This window comes from Paenarthrobacter sp. NPDC018779 (assembly GCF_044391085.1).
In the GTDB taxonomy this organism is placed as follows: Bacteria; Actinomycetota; Actinomycetes; order Actinomycetales; family Micrococcaceae; genus Arthrobacter.
This window is the reverse complement of record NZ_JBIRZS010000025.1, coordinates 26,238-45,783: the sequence shown is the minus strand read 5'-3', so window position 1 is coordinate 45,783 and position 19,546 is coordinate 26,238. Positions and strand designations below refer to the sequence as shown.

Below are 19,546 nucleotides of genomic sequence, written 5' to 3'. Positions count from 1 at the left end.
AATGACGGACAACCGCGCCGCTTTCGAAAAGTTCGTGGACGTTTTCTACACGCAGAAGAGGGTCCGCGAAGCCTTCGAGTTCCTGGTGGCTGAGGACTACCTTCAACACAACCCGAATATTCCGGACGGACCGGAAGCGGCGATCACGGCGCTGACACCGAAGTTCGACGGTTCTCCGGACGCTCGCTTCGAGGTCCAACGGATCCTCGTGGACGGCGACCTCGCCATGGTCCACGTCCGTGCATCACACCCCGACCGCCCTGACGCTGCGGTGGCAGACATCTACAGATTCGCCAACGGCAGGATCGTCGAGCACTGGGACGTTTTGCAGCCCGTTCCCGCAGATCCGGTCCACGACCACCCCATGTTCTAGAAACTCACTCTCGAGTCCAAGGAGACAACCATGTTCCAACTTGCGCCTAATATCGACCTTTTGTTCTCTGAAGCAGGCGAAAGTGCCGCTGACCGTGTCCGCGCCGCAGCAGCTGCCGGCTTTGACGCCGTCGAAATGTGGGGACCGAGTACCAAGGACATTCCGGCCCTCAAGGCCGCGCTCCAGGAAACCGGCGTCCAGCTCACCTCTCAGCTGGCGGAGCCGCGCATGCAGTTCATGATCCCGCCGAAGAACCACGAACCGTTCTACGAGGGTCTCGATGCCGGGGTGAAGGTGGCCCAGGAACTCGGTTGCCCGCGCATCGTTGTGGGGAGCGGTACGGGATTCGGCGGCCGGAAGCGCCAGGACCAGTTGGACGAGCTCATCGAGATCTTCACCAAGGGCACCAAGCACATTGAAGGCTCCGGCATCACCTTGGTGCTTGAACCGGTGAACATCCGCGTGGACCACCCTGGTGCCCTCCTGGACCGGACCTCGGAAGCTGTCTACATCGCCCGCGGCGTAGAATCGCCGAACTTCGGGGTCCTTTACGACCTCTACCACTCCACTGTTGAGGGGGAGGACGTTGCAGCGGAACTGGCGAACGCCGGCGACCTCATCAAGTACGTGCAGATCGCCGACGCTCCGGGCCGTGGGGAACCCGGTTCCGGCTCCATTGACTGGACGGCCCGCCTGAACGACCTTGAGGCCAGCGGCTACACCGGACCGATCGGACTCGAGTATTACCCCACCATCGATTCCGCGAAGTCGGTGCGCCGCATCCAGGAACTGGTGGCCTCCCGGTGAGCCAACGCGTGTACCCGGCATCGGTTGATGTCGCGATCGTGGGCAGCGGTCCGACGGCCTCAGCCTACGCCCGCATCCTGAGCGAGGAAGCGCCCGGAGCGACCATTGCCATGTTCGAGGTGGGTCCCACGGTCAGCAACCCGCCGGGCGCCCATGTCAAGAACATCGCTGACCAGGAACGGCGAACCGAAGCCCAGCGGGCCTCGGAAGGCCCGGGTGCAGGCGCCGCGACGGTGAACTCTCCGGGTGCGGTCAAGGCCGGCGAAAGGCGTGCGCGGCCGGGAACCTACCTGCTCAGCGAGGGCTACGCGTTTCCGGGCGAGGACGGCCTCCCGGTCGCCGCGATGTCCAGCAATGTTGGCGGCATGGGTGCGCACTGGACCGCGGCATGCCCGCGTCCGTCCGGCAAGGAGCGGATCGCCTTCGTTCCGGACACGGATGAACTGTTCGAACAGGCCGAACGGCTCCTGGGCGTCACCACCCACGCTTTCGACGGCGCCCCCTTCTCCGACATCGTCCATGACCGCCTCGCCGCGGCGGTGGACGAGGGCCGGGACCCGGCCACCAAAGTCCAGCCCATGCCGCTGGCTGTCCACCGCGAAACGGATGGCCGCCTCCTGTGGTCGGGAGCCGACGTCGTCATGGGCGAGCCGACCCGGAAGAACCCGCGCTTCGAGCTCTTCGACGAGTCTTTGGTCACCAAAGTGATGTACGACGGCGGTACGGCCTCGGGCGTCGAAGTCCTGGACCGCCGTACTGGTGCGAGCCATCGGGTGGCCGCCCGCTTCGTGGTGGTGGCGGGAGACGCCCTGCGCACGCCACAGCTTTTGTGGGCCTCGGGTATCCGGCCGGACGCCTTGGGCAGGTACCTCAATGACCAGCCGCAGGTGGTGTTTGCCAGCAGGCTGGAGGGCGTGACGGCTGCCGAGCCGGCGGAAAACCAGCCACATGGCGGCCTGTCCCAGCAAAGCGGCGTCGCCTGGGTTCCCTACACGGACGATGTTCCGTTCCATGGCCAGATCATGCAGTTGGACGCCTCGCCGGTGCCGCTGGCAGAGGACGATCCGGTGGTGCCGGGCTCCATCGTCGGCTTGGGTTTGTTCTGTGCCAAGGACCTGCAGCGCGATGACCGCGTTGCTTTCGACGATCGGGTCCTGGATGCCTACGGAATGCCCGCCATGCGGATCCACTACAAGCTGACCGAACAGGACCACGCGGTGATCGAGCGGGCAAAGACGGAAATCGTCCGCTTGGGTCACGCGGTGGGTCGCCCGCTGGATGAGCGACCCTTCGTGCTGCCGCCGGGCGCATCCCTCCACTACCAGGGCTCTACGCGTATGGGTCTGGAAGACGACGGCGAAAGCGTGTGCTCGCCCGACAGCGAGGTATGGGGAGTCCGTGGACTGTTCGTTGCAGGCAACGGAGTGATCCCCACTCCGACCGCGTGCAATCCGACCCTCACCGCCGTGGCTTTGGCCGTGCGCGGTGCACGAAAGATCGCTGAAGAGTTGGAAGCCTCTTTACTTATGTCAGAAACAGACAATAGAATTACTAAATAAGGAAAAAGTCCTTTTGTGGGCGCTGGTGCCCGGAGGCAAGACAAGGAGTCCCGATGATTGCCGACCGCATGATCGAGCAAGGAACACTCACCACGGAAGGCGGCCGAACCGCCGTCGAAGTCCGCATCCCCTGGTATCGGGCGTTGCCGGGATCGTGCATTGCCGGGGCAGCCCTCACCATCGACGGTGTAGCTGCTCCTGAAGAGTCACTCCGCTGGACCATGAACAACCGGACCTTCAGCTTCGAGGAGCTCGTGGAGGAAACGGGGGAGTGGTGGTATCCGCTCGATTCGGCAGTCCTTTCCGGTGAGCTTCCGGTGGACGCTGCGGCTGAGCACGAGGTCCGCGTGGATCTCAAGCTCTACATCCCCTACATCATCACCGACCACGGTGTGCTGCACATCGAAGAAAACGACACCAAGACCATGAAGGTAGGACAGTGATGACCGGCCTCGGCACTCCCATCCAGGGCGTAACGCTCTACAGCTTTACCCGCGCTTTCCACGGCCGGCAGTACGACCTCGACGGATTGATCCGCAAGGTGGCCGCTGAAGGCTTCGGCTCGGGACTGGAAGTCATCGGCTTCTCCAGCCTCCGCGGCTTCCCGGACCGCGTGGACGATGCCTTCGTGGGGCACTTCCGCGATCTCGTCGCCGAAGTGGACCTGGTACCCACCTCGCTGGCAGTCAACGTTGATACCGGCATCCGCCGGGACCGCCTCATGAACCACGATGAACTCGTGGAATACATGCGCAAGCAGATCGAGGTTGCTTCGCGCCTGGGCTTCCAGATCGCCCGCGTCCAGATCTCCCTCACGCCGGACGCCATGGAAAGCCTGCTGCCCGTAGCCGAAAAGTACGGGGTTACGCTCGCCCTGGAAGTCCACGCAGACCAGCACGGCGCCCACGAGCGCGTGCTTGCGCTGCGTGACCGCTACGAGAAGCTCAACTCCCCGCTGCTCGGCTTCACTGCCGACTGGGGTGCGACGGTCACCGGCTTCGCGCCCTCCCTCATCGAGGCCTACCGTCGTCGCGGCGCCTCCGAAGAACTGCTCCAGCAAGTGGTGGAACTCTGGAACGGCTTCTACGCGGAAGGTCCGCCCAACACCCAGAAAGTGCACGGCGAACGCTTCGGCGCGTTCATCGGCCTGGCCGCGCGCAACGGACGTCCGGACCTGGGTATCGACTTCGCGATCAACGGAACGGGACTCTTCGGTCCTGCCCCGATCGAGACCTGGCTGGAAATCATGCCGTTCGTCAAGCACGTGCACGGCAAGTTCTTTGGTATTGACGAACACGGTGAGGAACCCTCCGTGCCGGTGCGCCACCTGGTCCGCCAATTGGTGGAGAACGGCTACTCCGGAGCGATCTCAAGCGAATACGAAGGCTGGCACTGGAACAACTGGGAAGACCCCTTCGAGATCATCCGCGGCGAACAGGCCGTCCAGCGTTCAGCTGCCGCCAACGCCGGCTCGGCCATGATCACCGATCCTGCCGAAGCCCGCCGCATCCTCAACAGCCACCTCGCCCAGCCGGTCCTCGGCTGACAAGAAATGGATACCACTATGTCTAACGGCATCGCAGGCTCGGGCATCGAGCTTGGCATCACCCTTTACTCACTGACCTCCGAATTCGCCGCAGGCCTCTACACACCTGAAACGCTCATCAAGGCCGTCGCCGACGAAGGCCTGGGCCCCGGCGTCGAATTCAACATCGCGCAAATGCTGCGCACTTACCCGGACGTCGACGAAGACTTCGTTAAGCTCTGGCGCGACAGCATGGACCGCTATGGACTGACGCCCAGCGCGGTCGGCACCAACTTGGACATGGGCCGGCGCAAGGACCGGGACATGACCCCGGACGAAGAATTCGAGTTCTTCGCACGCCAGCTCAAGACCGCCAACACGCTCGGCTTCAACAAGATCGTGATCCGTTCCGCGGGCAAGGAACTGCTCCGCAGGCTCCTGCCGCTGGCTGAGAAGTACGACCAGAAGCTCGGGTACGAGATCCACGCCCCGCAGGGACCCAACGACCCCAAGATCCTGCAGATCCGCGAGATGTACCAGGAACTCGACAGCGAGCGGCTGGGCTTTACCGCCGACTTCAGCTCCACCATGCACAGCCTTTCGCCCACCCTGTTCCGCACGCTGACCCAAATGGGCCTGCCGAAGGAGCACTTCGCGGTCATGCAGGACATCTGGCGCAAGCCGCTGCCCATGCAGGAGCGCAACCAGGAGTTCGAGGACTACCTCCGCTCCAACAACTTCGATCCCGCGCAGCTTGGACCGTTCACCCGCCTGGCCTTCAACATGCATGGACTGGTGGCACCGGAGGAATGGCTGGACATCATGCCGCAGATGTTCCACGTGCATGCCAAGTTCTACGACATCGATGCGGACGGCAACGAGCCCGCCATGGACATCCCGCGGATTGTCCGCCAGTTCGTCAAGGGCGGCTACACCGGCTTCCTGTCCAGCGAATGGGAAGGCCACGCGTTCGCCGATCTGGGCGAGTCCGATCCGATCGAGCTGGTAAAGAAGCAGCACGCCCTCATGCGCCGCGCCATCGAAGAGGCCCGCGCCACTGACCCGGTTTCGGCCTGAACGGCCCAAACTCACCGACCTTCATCCAGATTTGAGTAAGGATCATCATGGCAACCCACAACTCCCTGTTCCAGGACGCTGACGTCCGCCGGCACCCCGAGGGCATTTCTGTTTCCGTTCAGTTGCCCTGGTACCGCAGCCTGTGGCTGTCCGCCGTCGACGATGTTGCTGCCACTGTGAACGGCGTGGAAATCCCCACGTCCGCACTGCGCTTCGAGCTCCAGGGCAAGTCCTACACCATTGCCGAACTCCCGGAGCAGTGGGAGACCCTCTGGTTCGTCGCGGACAAGCCGGAGATCATCATCCCGCTTGACCGGGTCCCCGAAGCCGGTGAGGAGATCGACGTCGAGGTTATCCTCACGCTCCGCCTGCTGTACATGCAGATCGCACCCATGCGCTACGTAGGCAACCGCGTGGCCGTGGACCGCAAGGTAGTGCTCGCATGAAAAAGCTCCGGGTGGCCATGATCGGCTACGGCTTCATGGGCGCGGCCCACTCGCAGGGCTGGCGCACGGCGCCGCGGGTTTTCGACCTCCCGGCAGAAACCGAGATGGCAGTCATTGTGGGCCGCGATGCTCACGCCGTTGCCAAGGCGGCCACCCAATGGGGCTGGGCGGAATCGGCAACGGACTGGCGGCAAGTCATTGCCAGGGACGACATCGACATCGTGGACATTGTCACCCCGGGTGACTCGCACGCGGAGATCGCGATCGCGGCTTTGGATGCCGGGAAGCACGTCCTGTGCGAGAAGCCGCTGGCCAACACCGTGGCCGAAGCCGAGGCGATGGCGGCAGCGGCCGAACGTGCCGCCGAAAAGGGCGTCAAGGCCATGGTGGGCTTCACCTACCGCCGGGTGCCGGCAGTGACCTTCCTGCGCCAACTCATCGCCGAGGGCGTCGTGGGCCGCATCGCCCACGTCCGCGCTTCCTACCGGCAAGACTGGCTCGTGGACCCTGACATGCCCCTGGCCTGGCGACTCCAGAAAGAACATGCCGGTTCCGGTGCGTTGGGGGACATCGGTGCGCACGCGATCGACCTGGTGGAGTATGTCACCGGCATGGACGTAGAGCAGGTTTCCGGAGTGCTGGACACCATCGTCAAGCAGCGCCCGCTCCAAGGCAGCGGCACTGGCCTTTCGGGGAAGGCTGCCGCAGGCTACGGGCAAGTCACTGTGGACGACATCGCGATCTTCACCGGCCGTTTGGGATCCGGTGCGTTGGCCTCCTTTGAAGCCACGCGGTTCGCCACGGGCCGCAAGAACGCGCTGTCCATTGAGGTCTCCGGCGACAAGGGTGCCTTGGCTTTTGACCTCGAAGACCTCAACAGCATCCAGTTCTACGACCGCACGGCTCCGGCCGACCTGCAGGGCTTCCGGAAGATCCTGGTGACCGAGCCAGTCCACCCCTACGTTTCGGCGTGGTGGCCCGCCGGACACATGCTGGGTTACGAGCATGGCTTCTCCCATCAGGTGAAGGATCTGGTGGAAGGCATCGCCAGGAACACGGACCCGCACCCCACGTTCGCCGATGGGCTCAGGGTCCAGCGCGTTCTTGAAGCCGTGGAACGCAGCGCCGACAACGATTCGGTGTGGACCCGCGTGGCCGCGGACGTCCCAATCAAGGCATAGGAAGAGGAACAAGATATGGCACGACCCATCACCCTGTTCACCGGACAGTGGGCGGACCTGCCGTTCGAAGAGGTGGCACGGCTCGCTGGAGAGTGGGGCTACGACGGGCTTGAAATCGCCTGCTGGGGCGACCACCTGGACCCCTGGCGCTGGGACGACGACGCCTACATCCAAGGCAAGCTCGACGTCCTGGAACGCTATGGCCTCAAGGTGTGGACCATCTCCAACCACCTCAAGGGCCAAGCCGTTTGCGACGATCCCATCGACCAGCGGCACCGGGACATCCTCCCGGATGTGGTCTGGGGAGATGGAGACCCGGAAGGCGTGCGCCGCCGGGCTGCCGAGGAAATGAAGAACACGGCCCGTCTCGCTGCAAAACTCGGCGTCAAGACGGTCACCGGCTTCACCGGCTCGGCCATCTGGAAGTACGTGGCCATGTTCCCGCCGGCCTCCGAGAAGATGATCGACGCCGGCTACCAGGACTTCGCGGACCGCTGGAACCCCATCCTGGACGTCTTCGACGAGGTGGGCGTGCGCTTCGCCCACGAGGTCCACCCGTCCGAGATCGCGTATGACTACTGGACCACCCAGCGCACCCTCGAGGCCATTGGGCACCGTGAGGCATTCGGCCTGAACTGGGATCCGAGCCACATGGTCTGGCAGGACATCGATCCCGTTGGCTTCCTGTGGGACTTCAAGGACCGGATCTACCACGTGCATTGCAAAGACACGAAGAAGCGCCTGGGCAATGGCCGCAACGGACGCCTGTCCTCGCACCTGGCCTGGGCCGACCCGCGGCGCGGCTGGGACTTCATTTCCACCGGTCACGGCGACGTGCCATGGGAGGACGCCTTCCGGATGCTCAACGCGATCGACTACCACGGACCGCTGTCAGTCGAATGGGAAGACGCGGGCATGGACCGGCTGGTCGGGGCGCCGGAAGCGCTCGGTTTCGTCCGGAAGCTCTCCTCCTACCAGCCCTCCGCGGCGGCTTTCGACGCCGCCTTCAGCAGCAAATAACTACATAAGGGGAACCCCATGCGGCTGCGCAAGCCCAGGCTCGAAGGCAAAACCGCCGTTATCACCGGCATAGCCAGCGGCCAGGGCCGCGCAGCCGCTTTGGCGTTCGCGGAGGAGGGCGCGGTGGTTGTCGGCTGCGCCCTTTTCCTTGCCTCCGATGAGGCCTCCTATGTCACGGGCGCCAACCTGATGATCGACGGCGGCTGGTCCGCCGTGCTGCCAGGCTGACGCCCGCGGCGGGAGACGAAGTCGCGGGTCCGCCGCCCACGACGCTGTTCGGCTACGGCGAATTGGGTCGGCTACGGCGAATTGGGCGAGGACCCGCGACGTGGCGTCAGGAGGCCCGTGCTGTTTCGCGGGCAGCGCCGGCGGCGAGCGAAGACTTGGCCAGCGCGAGGTGGCGGCCGGTCATTTCGGAGGGATCGTCCCGGAGCCACTCATGGCCGCCCCATTCGCTGGTGAGCGTGCCGGTGAATCCTTCGTTGCCCAACAAGCGGGCAAGGTCCTGTAGGGGCCCGGACACCCGTTGATCCGCATCTTCCAGGTCCCAGAATTTGAGGTGGAATCCTCCAACCAGCGGAAGGATTTCCTTTAACTCGGAGGCGTCGCTGCGTCCGAACCGGATCAGCAGGTTCATGAACAGGGTGTGGATGCGTGGGGGAACGGTCCCTGAACGCAGCGCCGCCATCACGGCGTCGTTGGTGGCGGGATCCTTCCATTCGGATTCCAGCCTGCTGCAGAGTACGGGCGAGACTCCGCCGCGCGCCAGTTCCTCCAGGTAGGTCACCGGGAGCGCGGGCATCAACATGCTGATGTCCACCAGAACCCGGATCCGGGCATCGTCCAATGCAGCGATGTGGTCAAGGGCGGGCCGCACGCGGGGATTCCGCGGGTCCTGCTGGCCCTGGATTTCCTCGAAGAGCACCAGGTCCAGATCGTGGAGCAGGGGTTGGATGAGCCCCAACAATTCAGGTCCGGCCTGCCCGATCGGTAAGCGTACGCCGGTGGCACCAACCCGCCGCGCCGCGTCGAGTTGGGGGACGAGGAATTCAAGCCGCTGACCCGTGGTGCGGCGTTCCGTCGTCGTGAAGTCGTCCAGGCTGCAGCCGACCACGCCGACACGGCCACCCGCTGCTTCCAGCGCTTCCCTGAAAGCGTCTACTTCGTGGTCCTGCGGTGCCGGGAACGTCCGCCAGAGCGAACCGGGTTCCACTTCCACAACATCTGCAACACCTGTGGCAGCGATGCCGGTGACGATGTCCACCGCGGTCCGTTCCGCCTTGATGATGTCCGGCGTCCAGTTGAAGGAGCTCGCGGCCAGCGTCCAGCCGGCAGGCAAAGAGGCTTCCATGATGGGCCTTTCCAAATAAGCGTCTTAGTGACAAACTTATGTCAGTTTCAGACAAAAAGGCCATGGAGTCAAGGAGTAGGCGATGTTGCAGAACGCGCTGCGTGAAGATGCTTTGAGTGCGTTGGATGGGAGTTACGAGCTTCGGGTCGGGCTGCCGTGGATTCGTTCCATGCCGCTTTCCAGCATCGGGAGCCTTGCCGTGGAGGTTGATGGGCAGGCAGCAGGGGAAGAGCTCCGCGTTCGGCTTGGTCCGCGGGAGGTGCGGCCGGAAAACCTGGCCACCGAGCGCGGCTGGTGGTTCATCCAGGACCGGCTGGTACTCGTCTTTCCGGCAGGGCGACCGGCCGGTGACCACGGAAGGCGTCGCGTAGCGGTCGATTTTCAGCTGATGGTTCCGTATCTGCAAGGCGGGCCCGAGGGGCCGTTGGTGCTGCCCTTCCACCTGGAGGCCGCGTTGCGAACCACCCGGCCCGCCTTGGCGGGAGTTGCCCGCGACGTCGCTTAGCGAGCGGGCGACGCTTAGCTGACGCCCAAGGTCCTGACCGGCCCCGGCTTGCCATGGGCGAACCAGCGCGGGAAGGTCACCTCGAAAAGCTGCTCCCGGGCAAGCTCCACGCCGCCCCGGAGGGGTTCGCGCTCGTCATTGACGGACAGCAGGATCCGCAGGTCCCTCGTGGCCAGGGGCAGCGACAGTTCGTAGACCCGCTGCCGTACCTCGGCCAGATACACCTCGCCGGCAGAGGCCATGGCACCGCCGATCACGATGATTCCGGGATTGAACATGTTGACCAGTGCCGCAATCGACTCGCCCACCACGCGCGCGGAGCTCTGCAGCAGGCGGACTGCCAGGCCATCGCCGCTGATGGCTGCGAGGGCGATGCCTTCGGGGGAGAGTGCGTTGCCCTTTTCCACGGATGTGGCGAGGGGGCCGGTGGCGCCTTCCTTGATGGCGAGCTCGGCGTCGCGGATCAGGGCCCAACCGCCGGCCACCGCCTCGAGGCAGCCAACTTTGCCGCAGCGGCACAGGGCGTCGGAATCGGGCACCCGGACATGGCCGATGTCCCCGGCAGCACCGTTGGCGCCACGGTGGATGCGGCCCTGTGAGAGCAGCCCCGCGCCGATGCCGGAGCCGATCTTGCAATAGATCAGGTCCGCGTAGGCATCCCGGCGCCGCGCCCGTTCGCCCAAGGCCAGCAGGTTGACGTCGTTGTCCACCCAGGCGGGGGCGTCGAACCGTTCCTCGAAAGGAGTTCGTATGTCGTAGCCGTTCCAGCCGGGCATGATGGGAGGCGCCACGGGCTGTGCGCTGTCGAAGTCCACTGGGCCTGGAACGCCAACCACCACGGACCAGACGGGCTTTTCCCCGGCGTCCTTGAGCAGATCGTCCAGGAGTTCCATGGCGGCCTTCAGGGTTTCCGCGGGCCCGCGGGCGATGTCCCACTCGCGGTGCCTTTGTTCCACGATGTCGCCGTCAAGTTCGGCATAGCCTACGCGGATGTGAAGGGCGCCGAGAGCGCAGACGATGATGCGGCCGCGCTCCGATTGGAAGCGGAGGGTCCGGGGTGCGCGGCCACCGGAGGAAGCGCCGAATTCGCCGTCGCCCAGGAAGCCCATCTGGATCGCTTGGTCCACCCGCTGGGTCACGACGCCGCGACCAAGACCTGTGACCCGGCCGATCTCCGGTCGGGTGGTGGCTTCTCCGGTTCTTACAAGGTTGACGATGCGAAGCAGGCTGGTGACTTCGTCTGTTTGGGCGCCGAACCGGAGGGTCGAATCTGTGGTCATACCTCCAGATTGTTCCACAGTAACGGCACTAAGGTGCGGAAATTCGCAACTATAGCCAGAAATGCAATCACTTATGGATAATACTGACAAAAGAAAGGAGAACGTGGCGTGAACATAGGGTTTCTGGGCGCCGGGCCGGGGGTGGCTGCGCTGCATCTACCCACCGTGAAGCGGTTGGGTGACGCTTTCCGGGTAGCCCATATTGCGGACGGAGGGAGCGGCAGAGCTCGGGCGCTCGCGGAGCCAGTGGGTGCCCGGTGGTCATCGGGTAATCAAGAACTGCTGGCCGATCCCGACGTGGACGCGGTGGCCATCTGCACTCCGCCGTCCGGGCACGAGCGGCAAATCCTGGCCGCAGTTGCCGCAGGAAAACGCGCCATCTTTTGCGAAAAGCCACTTGCCGTCACCCGGGAAGCGGCTGCCGCCGTCGTCTCTGCCTGCCGCGAAGCCGGCGTCGTCCTGATGGTAGGCGCCAACCACGCCCATGATCCCGGCTGGACGCAGGCGCGCGATGTGCTTGAGCAGCATGGGCAGCCCCTCCAATCCATTGCCGTCACCCTGGCGCTTCCTCCCAACGGCCGCTACCACCAAGCGGTGTATGACGGTGGACCGTTCCCTTCTCCCTCCCGGGGAAGGCCAGATACGGGCGACCCCGCCGTGGCAGCGGGCATTGTGCAGCAGTTGTTGACTGGGCTGGCCATCCATGACCTCCCGGCCATCCGGCATTTCGCACCGGTCCTGGAGCGCATCGAGTACGCCCGCTTCGTTCCGCCGTTCGGCTACGCTGTGGGCTTCAAGGCCAGTGGCATCAGTGTCCAACTGGTCCTCACCATGCTTCCGGCCGGCCCTGACTCCCTGTGGCGCATGACTTTCTCTACCGCCGATCTCAGGCTGGATCTGGACTATCCGCCACCGTTCGTCCACGCGGGCAGTGGGGCGGTCACCGTCCATTACGGGGATGGTTCCACCACCCGCCTTCCACAATCGCCACAGGACGGGTACGAGGCGGAGTGGCAGTTGTTCGGGCAAATGATGGCTGGAACGTGTCCGGTCGATTACGGGCAGATCCTGGCGGACGCCCTGTATCCGGTCGACGTCGCAGATGCCGTCTTCGCCACCATGTCCGCAGGAGTCAATCCATGAGCACCGTCTTTCCCGTCGTTGCCTCGCCGGCTCCCTACCGGGCCGCTGTGGCCGAACTTCCAGGCAGTGCCCGGCACGCAGAAGCCGTGCAAGGTGCCGTGGTGGTGATCCCTGGGGAGGGGGACTGGTGCAAGGTGCTGTTGGAGGCCCAAGCAGCCGGCGCGTCAGCCGCCGTCGTCAGTCATCCGCACAGTGTTCCTGCCGCGGCGGAAGCCGGGCTGGTGGCCATCCCGGTCGTCGTCGAACGGCCGCACCTGCGGGCGGACGCAACCGCTGAAGCCGTACGACGGCGGGCGGATAGTCGCCCGGCACTTCTCACCATTGAGTGCGGAGCACCCGCCGCCGACCTCGACCGGCTCCTGCGTGACGGCCTCCGGTGGGCTGAAGTGCTGGCCGGCGGACCCGTCCGCCCCGTCAGCGGGAGAATCCCGGCCGACGGCGGCATGGCACTCCTCGAAGCGGGGCTACCGGGAGCGGTGCACTCGGTACCGGTCACCGTGCTCGCTACCGTCTATGGGTCCGAAGCGCGCGCTCCGTTGTTCCGCGTGACTGCCTTGGGAGAGGTTCGCACGGTGGTGGAGTCAGTTGGTTTGGGGTCTGGCATAAGCATCACGACAGCCACCGACAACGGATCAATGCATGCGCCGAAGCACTACGAAGGGTCCGCCCGTCTGGCGCTTCGCCGGGCCGTGGAAGCTGCCGCAACAGGTGCCGCGCTGCCGGACCTTGGCGAGCTGCTGGCAGACCAGCAGGTAGTCGCTGAGCTGCGACAAGAGCATAAGCAAGGCTGATCTTCGGCATAGGCAATATCGTCTTCCCTGATGCGCCAGTGCGGCCGGAGACTTGATGTGAACAGCTTCACAGAACACCGAAAGGATCGAAGATGATCAAGCTTCTCTCCCACCTCTCCTACGTGGCCATCACCACCCCCGACGTCGAAGCCTCCGTTGACTTCTACGTCAAGCAGGTGGGACTCAAGGTTGTGGACCGCGTGGACGGCGCCGTCTACCTGCGCTGCTGGGGCGACTACTACCGCTACAGCGTGGTGGTGGTTCCCGGCACCGAGCCGGCCCTGGAAACCATGGCATGGCGTACTTCAAGCGCGGAAGCCCTCGAAGAAGCGGCCCGCCGCATTGAAGCCGCCGGGGTGGCCGGTGAATGGATCGACGTCCACGGCATCGGACGGGCTTACCGCTTCACGGGTCCGTGGGGCCACAGCATGACCCTCCACTGGGACGTCACGCGCTACCAGGCTGAGGGCAGCGAACTCTCCACGTACCCGGACCGCCCAGCCCGCCGCAGCATGGTTGCCGGCGCACCCCGCCAGCTGGACCACGTGACCATCGCAACCTCCGACGTTGACGGGTTTGCCAAGTGGTACAACGACGTCCTCGGATTCCGCATCATGGCCCGCACCGTCCTGGACGAGGCTCCGATTTCCGTGTTCTCCGTGCTGACCACCAACGAGAAGTCACACGACCTGGGCGTCGTGCTGGACGGTTCCAGCCGCGCAGGCCGAATCAACCACTACGCCTTCTGGGTGGACACCCGCGAGGAACTGCTGATCGCCGCGGACACCCTGATCGAGAACGGCGTGCCGATTGAGTATGGCCCCTCCATCCACGGCATCGGCGAGCAGAACTTCCTCTACTACCGCGAACCGTCCAGCCTCCGCATCGAACTCAACACCGGCGGGTACCGGAACTACGTCCCGGACTGGGAGCCCAACACCTGGACCCCGTCCCTGGGCTCGAACAACATGTACCGAAATGGTGCCATGCCCATGTCCATGACCGAGTCCTTCCCGCCGGCCGACGGTCCCAGTGCCACCGAGGAAGGCGTGCCGGACGAGATCAAGGAAGCACTGTTCAACCCGTACGCACGGCAGGGCCAGGGCTAGAAGGAAAACGGCATCACCGGCGTGGGCATCCACGCCGGTGATGTCCGGTATCACCACAAATTGATGTACTTATGTCGAATTCTGACATTAAATGAGGGTGGGCCGAGGGCGGCCCGCGAGGGGAGTTACGTTCATGACGACGTCGTCAGACCAAACCGGCCTGGAAGCACCATTTGCCCTGGCCCGCTACCGCGATGGGCAGGCTGTTCGCTGGGGCCTGGTTGCCGGCGAGCGCATCCGGCCGCTGGCGGAGCAAGACCTTGGCGCCGGAGGGCTCAATGGGTTCCTGGCTGCACCGGACTGGGAGCGCCTTGAGAACCTCGCTGCGGAAGACGGTCCATGGCTTCCCCTGGACAGCGTGGTGCTGGCTGCCCCCGTGGAACCCCGGCAAGTGCTGCAGACGGGCGCCAACTATCGGACGCACGTGATCGACCTCGTGGTAGCCGGCCTCGCCAAGGACGATCCGCGCTCGCCGGAAGAGGCCCGTGAGTGGGCAGGGAAGATGATGGATGACCGCCAGGCAAACGGCGAGCCGTACTTCTTCATCGGATTGCCTGCCTGCGTAGTCGGCGACGATGAACCGTTGATCCTCCCGGCTTACAGCGAGAAGCACGACTGGGAGCTGGAACTCGCTGTCGTCATCGGAACCGAGGCTTTCCGTGTCTCCAAGGCGGAGGCCATGAACCATGTGGCGGGCTACACGATCGTCAACGACATTACGACCCGCGACCTCGTCTTCCGCCGTGACATGAAGGAAATCGGAACCGACTGGTACCGCGGCAAGAACGCTCCCGGCTTCCTGCCGACGGGGCCGTTCTTGCTTCCGGCGCAGTTCGTGGATCCATCCAAGCTCAAGGTGCGGCTGGAACTCAATGGCGAAGTGATGCAGGACGCCACCACGGATGACCTTCTTTTCGACATCCCTGCACTGGTGTCGGCTGCTTCGCAGAACATGCCGCTCCTGCCCGGAGACCTGTTGCTCACGGGAAGCCCTGCCGGAAACGGTGCGCACTGGGGGAGGCTGCTCCGCGATGGCGACGTGATGACCGGCAGCATCCAGGGCCTGGGAACCCAGGTGGTCCGCTGCGTTGCCGAGCAAACTTCGGGCGAGGCATGAGCGGCATGAACGCGGACAACGCTCACCTGCTGGACACCCCGGAACTCCTGGACCGCAACGACCCCGACGGCGAGATCTCCCGCCGTGGAAAGGCTTACCGTAACTGGGGCCGCTGGGGTGAAGACGACGTCCTGGGCACCCTGAACTTCATCGACGCCGAAAAGCGGAAACAGGCTGCATCCTTGGTCCGCGAGGGCGAGGTGGTTTCCCTTTCCCAGCCTTTCGACATGAACGGCCCGCAAAAAGGCTGGCGCCGCCGGACCAACCCGGTGCACACCATGCTGGACACCGGAACGGATGCGGAGCGCGGTACCCAAGGTTTCCCGCATGGCCTGGGCGGCGCGGATGACGTCATCTCCATGCCGCTTCAATGCTCCACCCAATGGGACGGGCTGGGCCACATCTTCGATCATGGCAACGCTTGGAACGGCCGCCGCGCCGGGGACGTTGTCACGAGCGACGGCGACCTCGTCACGGGTATCGAGCACGCGGCTGCTGCTCCTGTGTCGCGCGGCGTCCTGCTGGATCTTGGCCGCCACCTCAACCCGGAAACGGGCGAGTTGCCTGACGGCTACGCGATCACCACCCAGGACCTGGAGTCCTGCATCGAAGCGCAAGGCGCCACCAGCGCGGTAGGCCGCGGCGACATCGTCCTGGTCCGCACGGGACAACTCAGCCGGGCCCGACGCGAGGGCTGGGGAGATTACGCCGGCGGGCCCGCGCCCGGGCTTTCCCTGACCACTGCGGGGTGGCTGCACAGCACGGAGATCGCCGCAATCGCAACGGATACGTGGGGCTTCGAGGTCCGTCCGAACGAATTCGACGTCCCGGCCTTCCAACCGCTGCACCAAGTGGTCATCCCGAACATGGGGCTGACCGTGGGGGAGCTGTGGGACCTGGATGTGCTGGCAGAAAAATGCCAGGCACACGGCCGGTACGAGTTCCTCCTGGTGGCAGCCCCGTTGCCCATCACCGGTGCGGTGGGTTCGCCCATCAACCCCGTCGCCATCCTCTAACCAGTCCCAAGAACCAAGGGGTACATCATGACAGCAGTTCAGAAAGTGGCGATTGCCGGCAGCGGCGTGGCTGCCATGGCCACCGCCATCCAGCTCGCCAAGGCGGGTATCGCCGTCGACGTTTTTGAAGCCAAGCCGGAATTGAGCGCGCTCGGGTCCGGCATCACCCTGCAGGGCAACGCCCTGCGCGTTTTCGACGCGCTGGGTGTCTGGGAGGACGTGCGGGAAAAGGGCCTGGCCTTCGAGGGGCTCACCCTTCGGGCGCCCGGCCCCGATGCTCCCGTGATCGCGCAGTTGCCCGAGGTCAAGACCGGCGGCCCGGACTACCCTGCCTGCATGGGCATGTACCGCCCGGACCTCGCCAAGATCCTCCTTGACCACGCGGAGAAGGCCGGAGCCAAGGTGGCGTTCGGCTCCACGGTGACCGGCTTCGACGTAGCAGGCAGCAAAGTAGAGGTCTTCGTCAACGAGGCCTCCGCCGGAACCTATGATCTCCTGATCGGCGCGGACGGAGTGAACTCCTCCGTCCGCGGCCTCATGGGGATCGACACCGCCCCGGAAAGTACCGGAATGGGCATCTGGCGCGCCTTCGTTTCCCGGCCCAAGGACGTGGAACACAGCGAGCTGTATTACGGCGGCCCGGTGTACATCGCCGGTTACACGCCCACCGGCGAGGACACTATGTACGCGTTCCTTGTGGAGAAGGCGCAGGATCGTTTCGGCGTCTCCGACCACCAGGCCGTGGAGATCATGCGTGGCGAATCCATGGCCTACGGCGGCCCGTGGAACTCGATCCGCGAGGACCTCAACCAGGGCGCGAAGGTCAACTACACCTGGTTCACCAAGCATTTGGTGCCCGGCCGCTGGAACCGCGGTCCGGTGGTGCTCATTGGCGATGCGGCCCACAGTTGCCCGCCCACGATTGCCCAGGGTGCCGCGCAGGCCCTCGAGGACGCCGTGGTCCTGGCCGAACTCCTGGTTGGTTCGAAAGAGCTCAGCGAAGAACTGTGGGACACCTTCCACGAGCGCCGGGTTCCCCGCGTGCAGGCCGTGGTGGACGCATCCGTACAGCTTGGCGAATGGCAGATCGAGGGCAAGAAGGACGCAGACGCTCCAGGCCTGCTGTTCGGGATCGCGCAGAAGATGGCGGTGCCGGCATGACCATCGACGTCCACGCCCACCTACTCCTGCCGTCGCTCCAGGCCGAGGTGGAACGTCGTGCTCCCGAGGCTTTCAAAGCGGCGGCTGAACTGGATGCCCGTCGCAACGGACCGGCAAGCCTGGCCGCTTCGGGCAGGATGATCGGCGAGCGGTTCCCCAAACTCACGGATGTCCGGGCCCGCTTGGCTGCCATGGATGCGCAAGGGGTGGACCACCAGTGGGTCAGCGCCTCGCCCAACCATTTCTACCCCTGGGCAGAGGAAGGCCTGGCGGTGTGGACGGCCACCGAAGCCAACCGCCTGGTGGCCGAACACGTGGCCCAGGCCCCGGAACGCCTCACCGGGTTGGGCCTGGTTCCACTCCAGCACCCTGAGCGGATTGTGGAATGCGTGGATGACGCCATCCTGGGCCGCGGCCTGGCCGGCATCGAGATTTCCTCGTTCGCCGGTGACGTGGAACTATCCGACGAGCGGCTCGAACCGTTCTGGAGCCGCGTCGAGGAATTGGGCGTCGTCGTTTTCCTGCATCCGTTCGGCTGCAGCCTGGATGAGCGACTGGACCGCTACTACCTTTCGAACACCGTGGGCCAGCCGGCCGAAAACGCTGTGGCGCTGTCCCACCTGATCTTCTCCGGCGTACTGGACCGCCACCCCGGACTGAAAATCGTCGCCGCACACGGTGGCGGTTACCTGCCCACCGCGATCGGCCGCTCCAACCACGCCTGGCGGGTCCGCCCGGAAGCGCATGGTTGCGCTGAAGAACCGTCCAGCTACTTGCGGCGCATCTGGTTCGACACCGTGGTGCACGATCCTTCGGCCCTGCGTCACCTCGTGGATGTCGCGGGACCTTCGCAGGTCCTCATGGGTAGCGACTTCCCGTTCGACATGGGGCCGGAGGATCCTGTGGGCGAGGTCCGCGCCGCGGGACTGCCGGGCGACGTGACAGCGCAGATCCTGTCCGGCAACGCCGCTGCACTCTTGGAACAGCGGGTGCGGGCATGAGAATCGCGCGCTGGCAGGACGGCGCCGAGACCGGCGAGGGTTTCATCATTGACAACAGCGCCGTGCCGTTTCCCAACGGACTCCGCGTGGCAGAGGTGCTGGCGCGGGGCTTGGACGGTGCCCGGGAACTCTTTGGGCGGGTAAACCACGACGCCGGGCGGCCACTTGACGAGGTCCGGCTCCTTGCGCCGCTGGTCCCCGCGGCGATCAGGGATTTCGTTGCTTTCGAGGAGCATGTGGAAGGTGTCAGCGCCTCCGTTGACGGCAAGAGCGAGGTGGTGCCGGAGTGGTACGAGGCTCCCACGTTCTACTTCACGAACCCCCACACGGTGTTGGGGCCGGGCGAACCGGTGATCCCGCCGGTAACCCAGCGCCTGGATTTCGAGCTTGAGATTGCGGCCGTGATTGGCGGCGCCGGCGGCTCCAACCTGTCAGGCAAGAACGCCGCGGACGCGATCTTTGGCTACACAATCATGAACGATTGGTCTGCCAGGGACATCCAGTCGCGGGAGATGAAGGTCCGTCTGGGCCCAGCAAAGGGCAAGGATTTCGGCACGAGCCTGGGGCCGTGGATAGTCACCGCGGACGAGCTGGCAGCCTACGCGGACAGCGAGGGCTTCCTTGCGCTCAGGGCCGAGGTTTTCATCAACGGCGAGCTGGTGGGGGAGGACCTGGTTTCCAACATGGGGTGGACCTTCCCTGAATTGGTTTCCTATGCGTCCAGGAACTCGCGCGTGGTCTTCGGCGATGTCCTGGGTTCCGGGACGGTAGGCAACGGAGGCTGCCTCGGCGAGTTGTGGGGCCGTCGCGGCGAACTGTCGCCGGCACCCCTTGCCGAGGGGGACGAGGTACGCATGGTGGTTGAGGGCATCGGCGAGTTGACCGCCACGGTGGCTGCCGCCGTCGAAGGTTGCTCCGTGCCGCGGGCCCGTAACCGGGACCGTGCCCGCGTCTAAGAACACCCAGGGTCTAAGAACTGCAATCTTTTGTTGCTTTCAGACTAAAGTCGATCTAATATGAAAGTGGCGTCGGGATCCTCTCAAGGATCCGTTCCCGGCCGTGATGATGCAGCCGGGGCACAAAC

General features: G+C 64.8%; 21 protein-coding genes. 19 read left to right on the top strand and 2 right to left on the bottom strand.

What is annotated here, in order from left to right:
* The first annotated feature begins 1 nt into the window (after position 1).
* The 10 genes from ACH488_RS19315 to ACH488_RS19270 are packed head-to-tail and all read left to right on the top strand — an operon-like array spanning position 2 to position 8,216.
* Entirely contained in the window at positions 2-373 is a 372-nt protein-coding gene (locus tag ACH488_RS19315; protein WP_397326171.1) for a nuclear transport factor 2 family protein, read from the top strand.
* Between the two features lie 30 nt (positions 374-403).
* The gene (locus tag ACH488_RS19310; RefSeq protein WP_397326170.1) at positions 404-1,180 is read left to right on the top strand and encodes a TIM barrel protein; all 777 of its coding nucleotides are present in this window, start codon (positions 404-406) and stop codon (positions 1,178-1,180) included.
* Complete coding sequence (locus ACH488_RS19305) at positions 1,177-2,739, top strand: GMC oxidoreductase (protein ID WP_397326169.1); 1,563 nt, start codon at positions 1,177-1,179, stop codon at positions 2,737-2,739. The genes ACH488_RS19310 and ACH488_RS19305 overlap by 4 nt, the downstream gene beginning before the upstream one ends.
* 53 nt (positions 2,740-2,792) lie before the next feature.
* The gene (locus tag ACH488_RS19300; RefSeq protein WP_397326168.1) at positions 2,793-3,182 is read left to right on the top strand and encodes a DUF6379 domain-containing protein; all 390 of its coding nucleotides are present in this window, start codon (positions 2,793-2,795) and stop codon (positions 3,180-3,182) included.
* Positions 3,182-4,285 (top strand): sugar phosphate isomerase/epimerase family protein, encoded by a 1,104-nt coding sequence (locus tag ACH488_RS19295; protein ID WP_397326167.1) that lies wholly within the window; start codon positions 3,182-3,184, stop codon positions 4,283-4,285. Before ACH488_RS19300 ends, ACH488_RS19295 begins: the two co-directional genes overlap by 1 nt.
* A gap of 18 nt (positions 4,286-4,303) precedes the next feature.
* Complete coding sequence (locus ACH488_RS19290; protein WP_397326166.1) at positions 4,304-5,341, top strand: sugar phosphate isomerase/epimerase family protein; 1,038 nt, start codon at positions 4,304-4,306, stop codon at positions 5,339-5,341.
* 47 nt (positions 5,342-5,388) lie between these two features.
* A complete protein-coding gene (locus ACH488_RS19285; RefSeq protein ID WP_397326164.1) occupies positions 5,389-5,787 on the top strand; it encodes a DUF6379 domain-containing protein in 399 nt (132 codons plus the stop codon).
* Positions 5,784-6,968: a Gfo/Idh/MocA family protein gene (locus ACH488_RS19280; protein WP_397326163.1), complete on the top strand. Its 1,185-nt coding sequence runs from the start codon at positions 5,784-5,786 to the stop codon at positions 6,966-6,968. The genes ACH488_RS19285 and ACH488_RS19280 overlap by 4 nt, the downstream gene beginning before the upstream one ends.
* A 15-nt stretch (positions 6,969-6,983) precedes the next feature.
* Positions 6,984-7,988 (top strand): sugar phosphate isomerase/epimerase family protein, encoded by a 1,005-nt coding sequence (locus ACH488_RS19275; protein ID WP_397326162.1) that lies wholly within the window; start codon positions 6,984-6,986, stop codon positions 7,986-7,988.
* Between the two features lie 18 nt (positions 7,989-8,006).
* Positions 8,007-8,216, top strand: coding sequence for an SDR family oxidoreductase (locus ACH488_RS19270; protein ID WP_397326161.1), 210 nt, complete (start codon positions 8,007-8,009; stop codon positions 8,214-8,216).
* A gap of 106 nt (positions 8,217-8,322) precedes the next feature.
* On the opposite strand, the gene ACH488_RS19265 is transcribed toward ACH488_RS19270, so the two are convergent.
* Positions 8,323-9,339, bottom strand: a complete 1,017-nt coding sequence (locus ACH488_RS19265; protein WP_397326160.1) for a restriction endonuclease subunit R — start codon at positions 9,337-9,339, stop codon at positions 8,323-8,325.
* An 82-nt stretch (positions 9,340-9,421) separates the two neighbouring features.
* On the opposite strand from ACH488_RS19265, the gene ACH488_RS19260 reads away from it, so the two are divergent.
* Positions 9,422-9,844: a hypothetical protein gene (locus ACH488_RS19260; protein WP_397326159.1), complete on the top strand. Its 423-nt coding sequence runs from the start codon at positions 9,422-9,424 to the stop codon at positions 9,842-9,844.
* Between the two features lie 14 nt (positions 9,845-9,858).
* On the opposite strand, the gene ACH488_RS19255 is transcribed toward ACH488_RS19260, so the two are convergent.
* Positions 9,859-11,124: an ROK family protein gene (locus ACH488_RS19255; RefSeq protein ID WP_397326158.1), complete on the bottom strand. Its 1,266-nt coding sequence runs from the start codon at positions 11,122-11,124 to the stop codon at positions 9,859-9,861.
* A gap of 108 nt (positions 11,125-11,232) precedes the next feature.
* Between ACH488_RS19255 and ACH488_RS19250 the strand changes: the two genes are divergently transcribed.
* The 8 genes from ACH488_RS19250 (at position 11,233) to ACH488_RS19215 (ending at position 19,418) form a co-directional block, all read left to right on the top strand.
* The gene (locus tag ACH488_RS19250; protein ID WP_397326157.1) at positions 11,233-12,267 is read left to right on the top strand and encodes a Gfo/Idh/MocA family protein; all 1,035 of its coding nucleotides are present in this window, start codon (positions 11,233-11,235) and stop codon (positions 12,265-12,267) included.
* Positions 12,264-13,058 (top strand): hypothetical protein, encoded by a 795-nt coding sequence (locus tag ACH488_RS19245; protein WP_397326156.1) that lies wholly within the window; start codon positions 12,264-12,266, stop codon positions 13,056-13,058. The genes ACH488_RS19250 and ACH488_RS19245 overlap by 4 nt, the downstream gene beginning before the upstream one ends.
* Positions 13,059-13,150: 92 nt before the next feature.
* Positions 13,151-14,167: a VOC family protein gene (locus ACH488_RS19240; RefSeq protein ID WP_397326155.1), complete on the top strand. Its 1,017-nt coding sequence runs from the start codon at positions 13,151-13,153 to the stop codon at positions 14,165-14,167.
* Between the two features lie 133 nt (positions 14,168-14,300).
* Complete coding sequence (locus ACH488_RS19235) at positions 14,301-15,284, top strand: fumarylacetoacetate hydrolase family protein (RefSeq protein ID WP_397326154.1); 984 nt, start codon at positions 14,301-14,303, stop codon at positions 15,282-15,284.
* Positions 15,281-16,300 (top strand): cyclase family protein, encoded by a 1,020-nt coding sequence (locus tag ACH488_RS19230; RefSeq protein ID WP_397326153.1) that lies wholly within the window; start codon positions 15,281-15,283, stop codon positions 16,298-16,300. Before ACH488_RS19235 ends, ACH488_RS19230 begins: the two co-directional genes overlap by 4 nt.
* A 27-nt stretch (positions 16,301-16,327) precedes the next feature.
* Complete coding sequence (locus ACH488_RS19225; protein WP_397326152.1) at positions 16,328-17,461, top strand: FAD-dependent monooxygenase; 1,134 nt, start codon at positions 16,328-16,330, stop codon at positions 17,459-17,461.
* Positions 17,458-18,462 (top strand): amidohydrolase family protein, encoded by a 1,005-nt coding sequence (locus tag ACH488_RS19220; protein WP_397326151.1) that lies wholly within the window; start codon positions 17,458-17,460, stop codon positions 18,460-18,462. Before ACH488_RS19225 ends, ACH488_RS19220 begins: the two co-directional genes overlap by 4 nt.
* Positions 18,459-19,418, top strand: a complete 960-nt coding sequence (locus tag ACH488_RS19215) for a fumarylacetoacetate hydrolase family protein (RefSeq protein ID WP_397326150.1) — start codon at positions 18,459-18,461, stop codon at positions 19,416-19,418. The genes ACH488_RS19220 and ACH488_RS19215 overlap by 4 nt, the downstream gene beginning before the upstream one ends.
* Positions 19,419-19,546 lie beyond the last annotated feature (128 nt).

Coding starts and splice junctions, on each gene's coding strand:
- ACH488_RS19315 (WP_397326171.1), top strand. CDS start 2: ATGACGGACAACCGCGCCGCTTTCGAAAAGTTCGTGGACGTTTTCTAC.
- ACH488_RS19310 (WP_397326170.1), top strand. CDS start 404: ATGTTCCAACTTGCGCCTAATATCGACCTTTTGTTCTCTGAAGCAGGC.
- ACH488_RS19300 (WP_397326168.1), top strand. CDS start 2,793: ATGATTGCCGACCGCATGATCGAGCAAGGAACACTCACCACGGAAGGC.
- ACH488_RS19295 (WP_397326167.1), top strand. CDS start 3,182: ATGACCGGCCTCGGCACTCCCATCCAGGGCGTAACGCTCTACAGCTTT.
- ACH488_RS19290 (WP_397326166.1), top strand. CDS start 4,304: ATGTCTAACGGCATCGCAGGCTCGGGCATCGAGCTTGGCATCACCCTT.
- ACH488_RS19285 (WP_397326164.1), top strand. CDS start 5,389: ATGGCAACCCACAACTCCCTGTTCCAGGACGCTGACGTCCGCCGGCAC.
- ACH488_RS19280 (WP_397326163.1), top strand. CDS start 5,784: ATGAAAAAGCTCCGGGTGGCCATGATCGGCTACGGCTTCATGGGCGCG.
- ACH488_RS19275 (WP_397326162.1), top strand. CDS start 6,984: ATGGCACGACCCATCACCCTGTTCACCGGACAGTGGGCGGACCTGCCG.
- ACH488_RS19270 (WP_397326161.1), top strand. CDS start 8,007: ATGCGGCTGCGCAAGCCCAGGCTCGAAGGCAAAACCGCCGTTATCACC.
- ACH488_RS19265 (WP_397326160.1), bottom strand. CDS start 9,339: ATGGAAGCCTCTTTGCCTGCCGGCTGGACGCTGGCCGCGAGCTCCTTC.
- ACH488_RS19260 (WP_397326159.1), top strand. CDS start 9,422: ATGTTGCAGAACGCGCTGCGTGAAGATGCTTTGAGTGCGTTGGATGGG.
- ACH488_RS19255 (WP_397326158.1), bottom strand. CDS start 11,124: ATGACCACAGATTCGACCCTCCGGTTCGGCGCCCAAACAGACGAAGTC.
- ACH488_RS19245 (WP_397326156.1), top strand. CDS start 12,264: ATGAGCACCGTCTTTCCCGTCGTTGCCTCGCCGGCTCCCTACCGGGCC.
- ACH488_RS19240 (WP_397326155.1), top strand. CDS start 13,151: ATGATCAAGCTTCTCTCCCACCTCTCCTACGTGGCCATCACCACCCCC.
- ACH488_RS19235 (WP_397326154.1), top strand. CDS start 14,301: ATGACGACGTCGTCAGACCAAACCGGCCTGGAAGCACCATTTGCCCTG.
- ACH488_RS19230 (WP_397326153.1), top strand. CDS start 15,281: ATGAGCGGCATGAACGCGGACAACGCTCACCTGCTGGACACCCCGGAA.
- ACH488_RS19225 (WP_397326152.1), top strand. CDS start 16,328: ATGACAGCAGTTCAGAAAGTGGCGATTGCCGGCAGCGGCGTGGCTGCC.
- ACH488_RS19220 (WP_397326151.1), top strand. CDS start 17,458: ATGACCATCGACGTCCACGCCCACCTACTCCTGCCGTCGCTCCAGGCC.
- ACH488_RS19215 (WP_397326150.1), top strand. CDS start 18,459: ATGAGAATCGCGCGCTGGCAGGACGGCGCCGAGACCGGCGAGGGTTTC.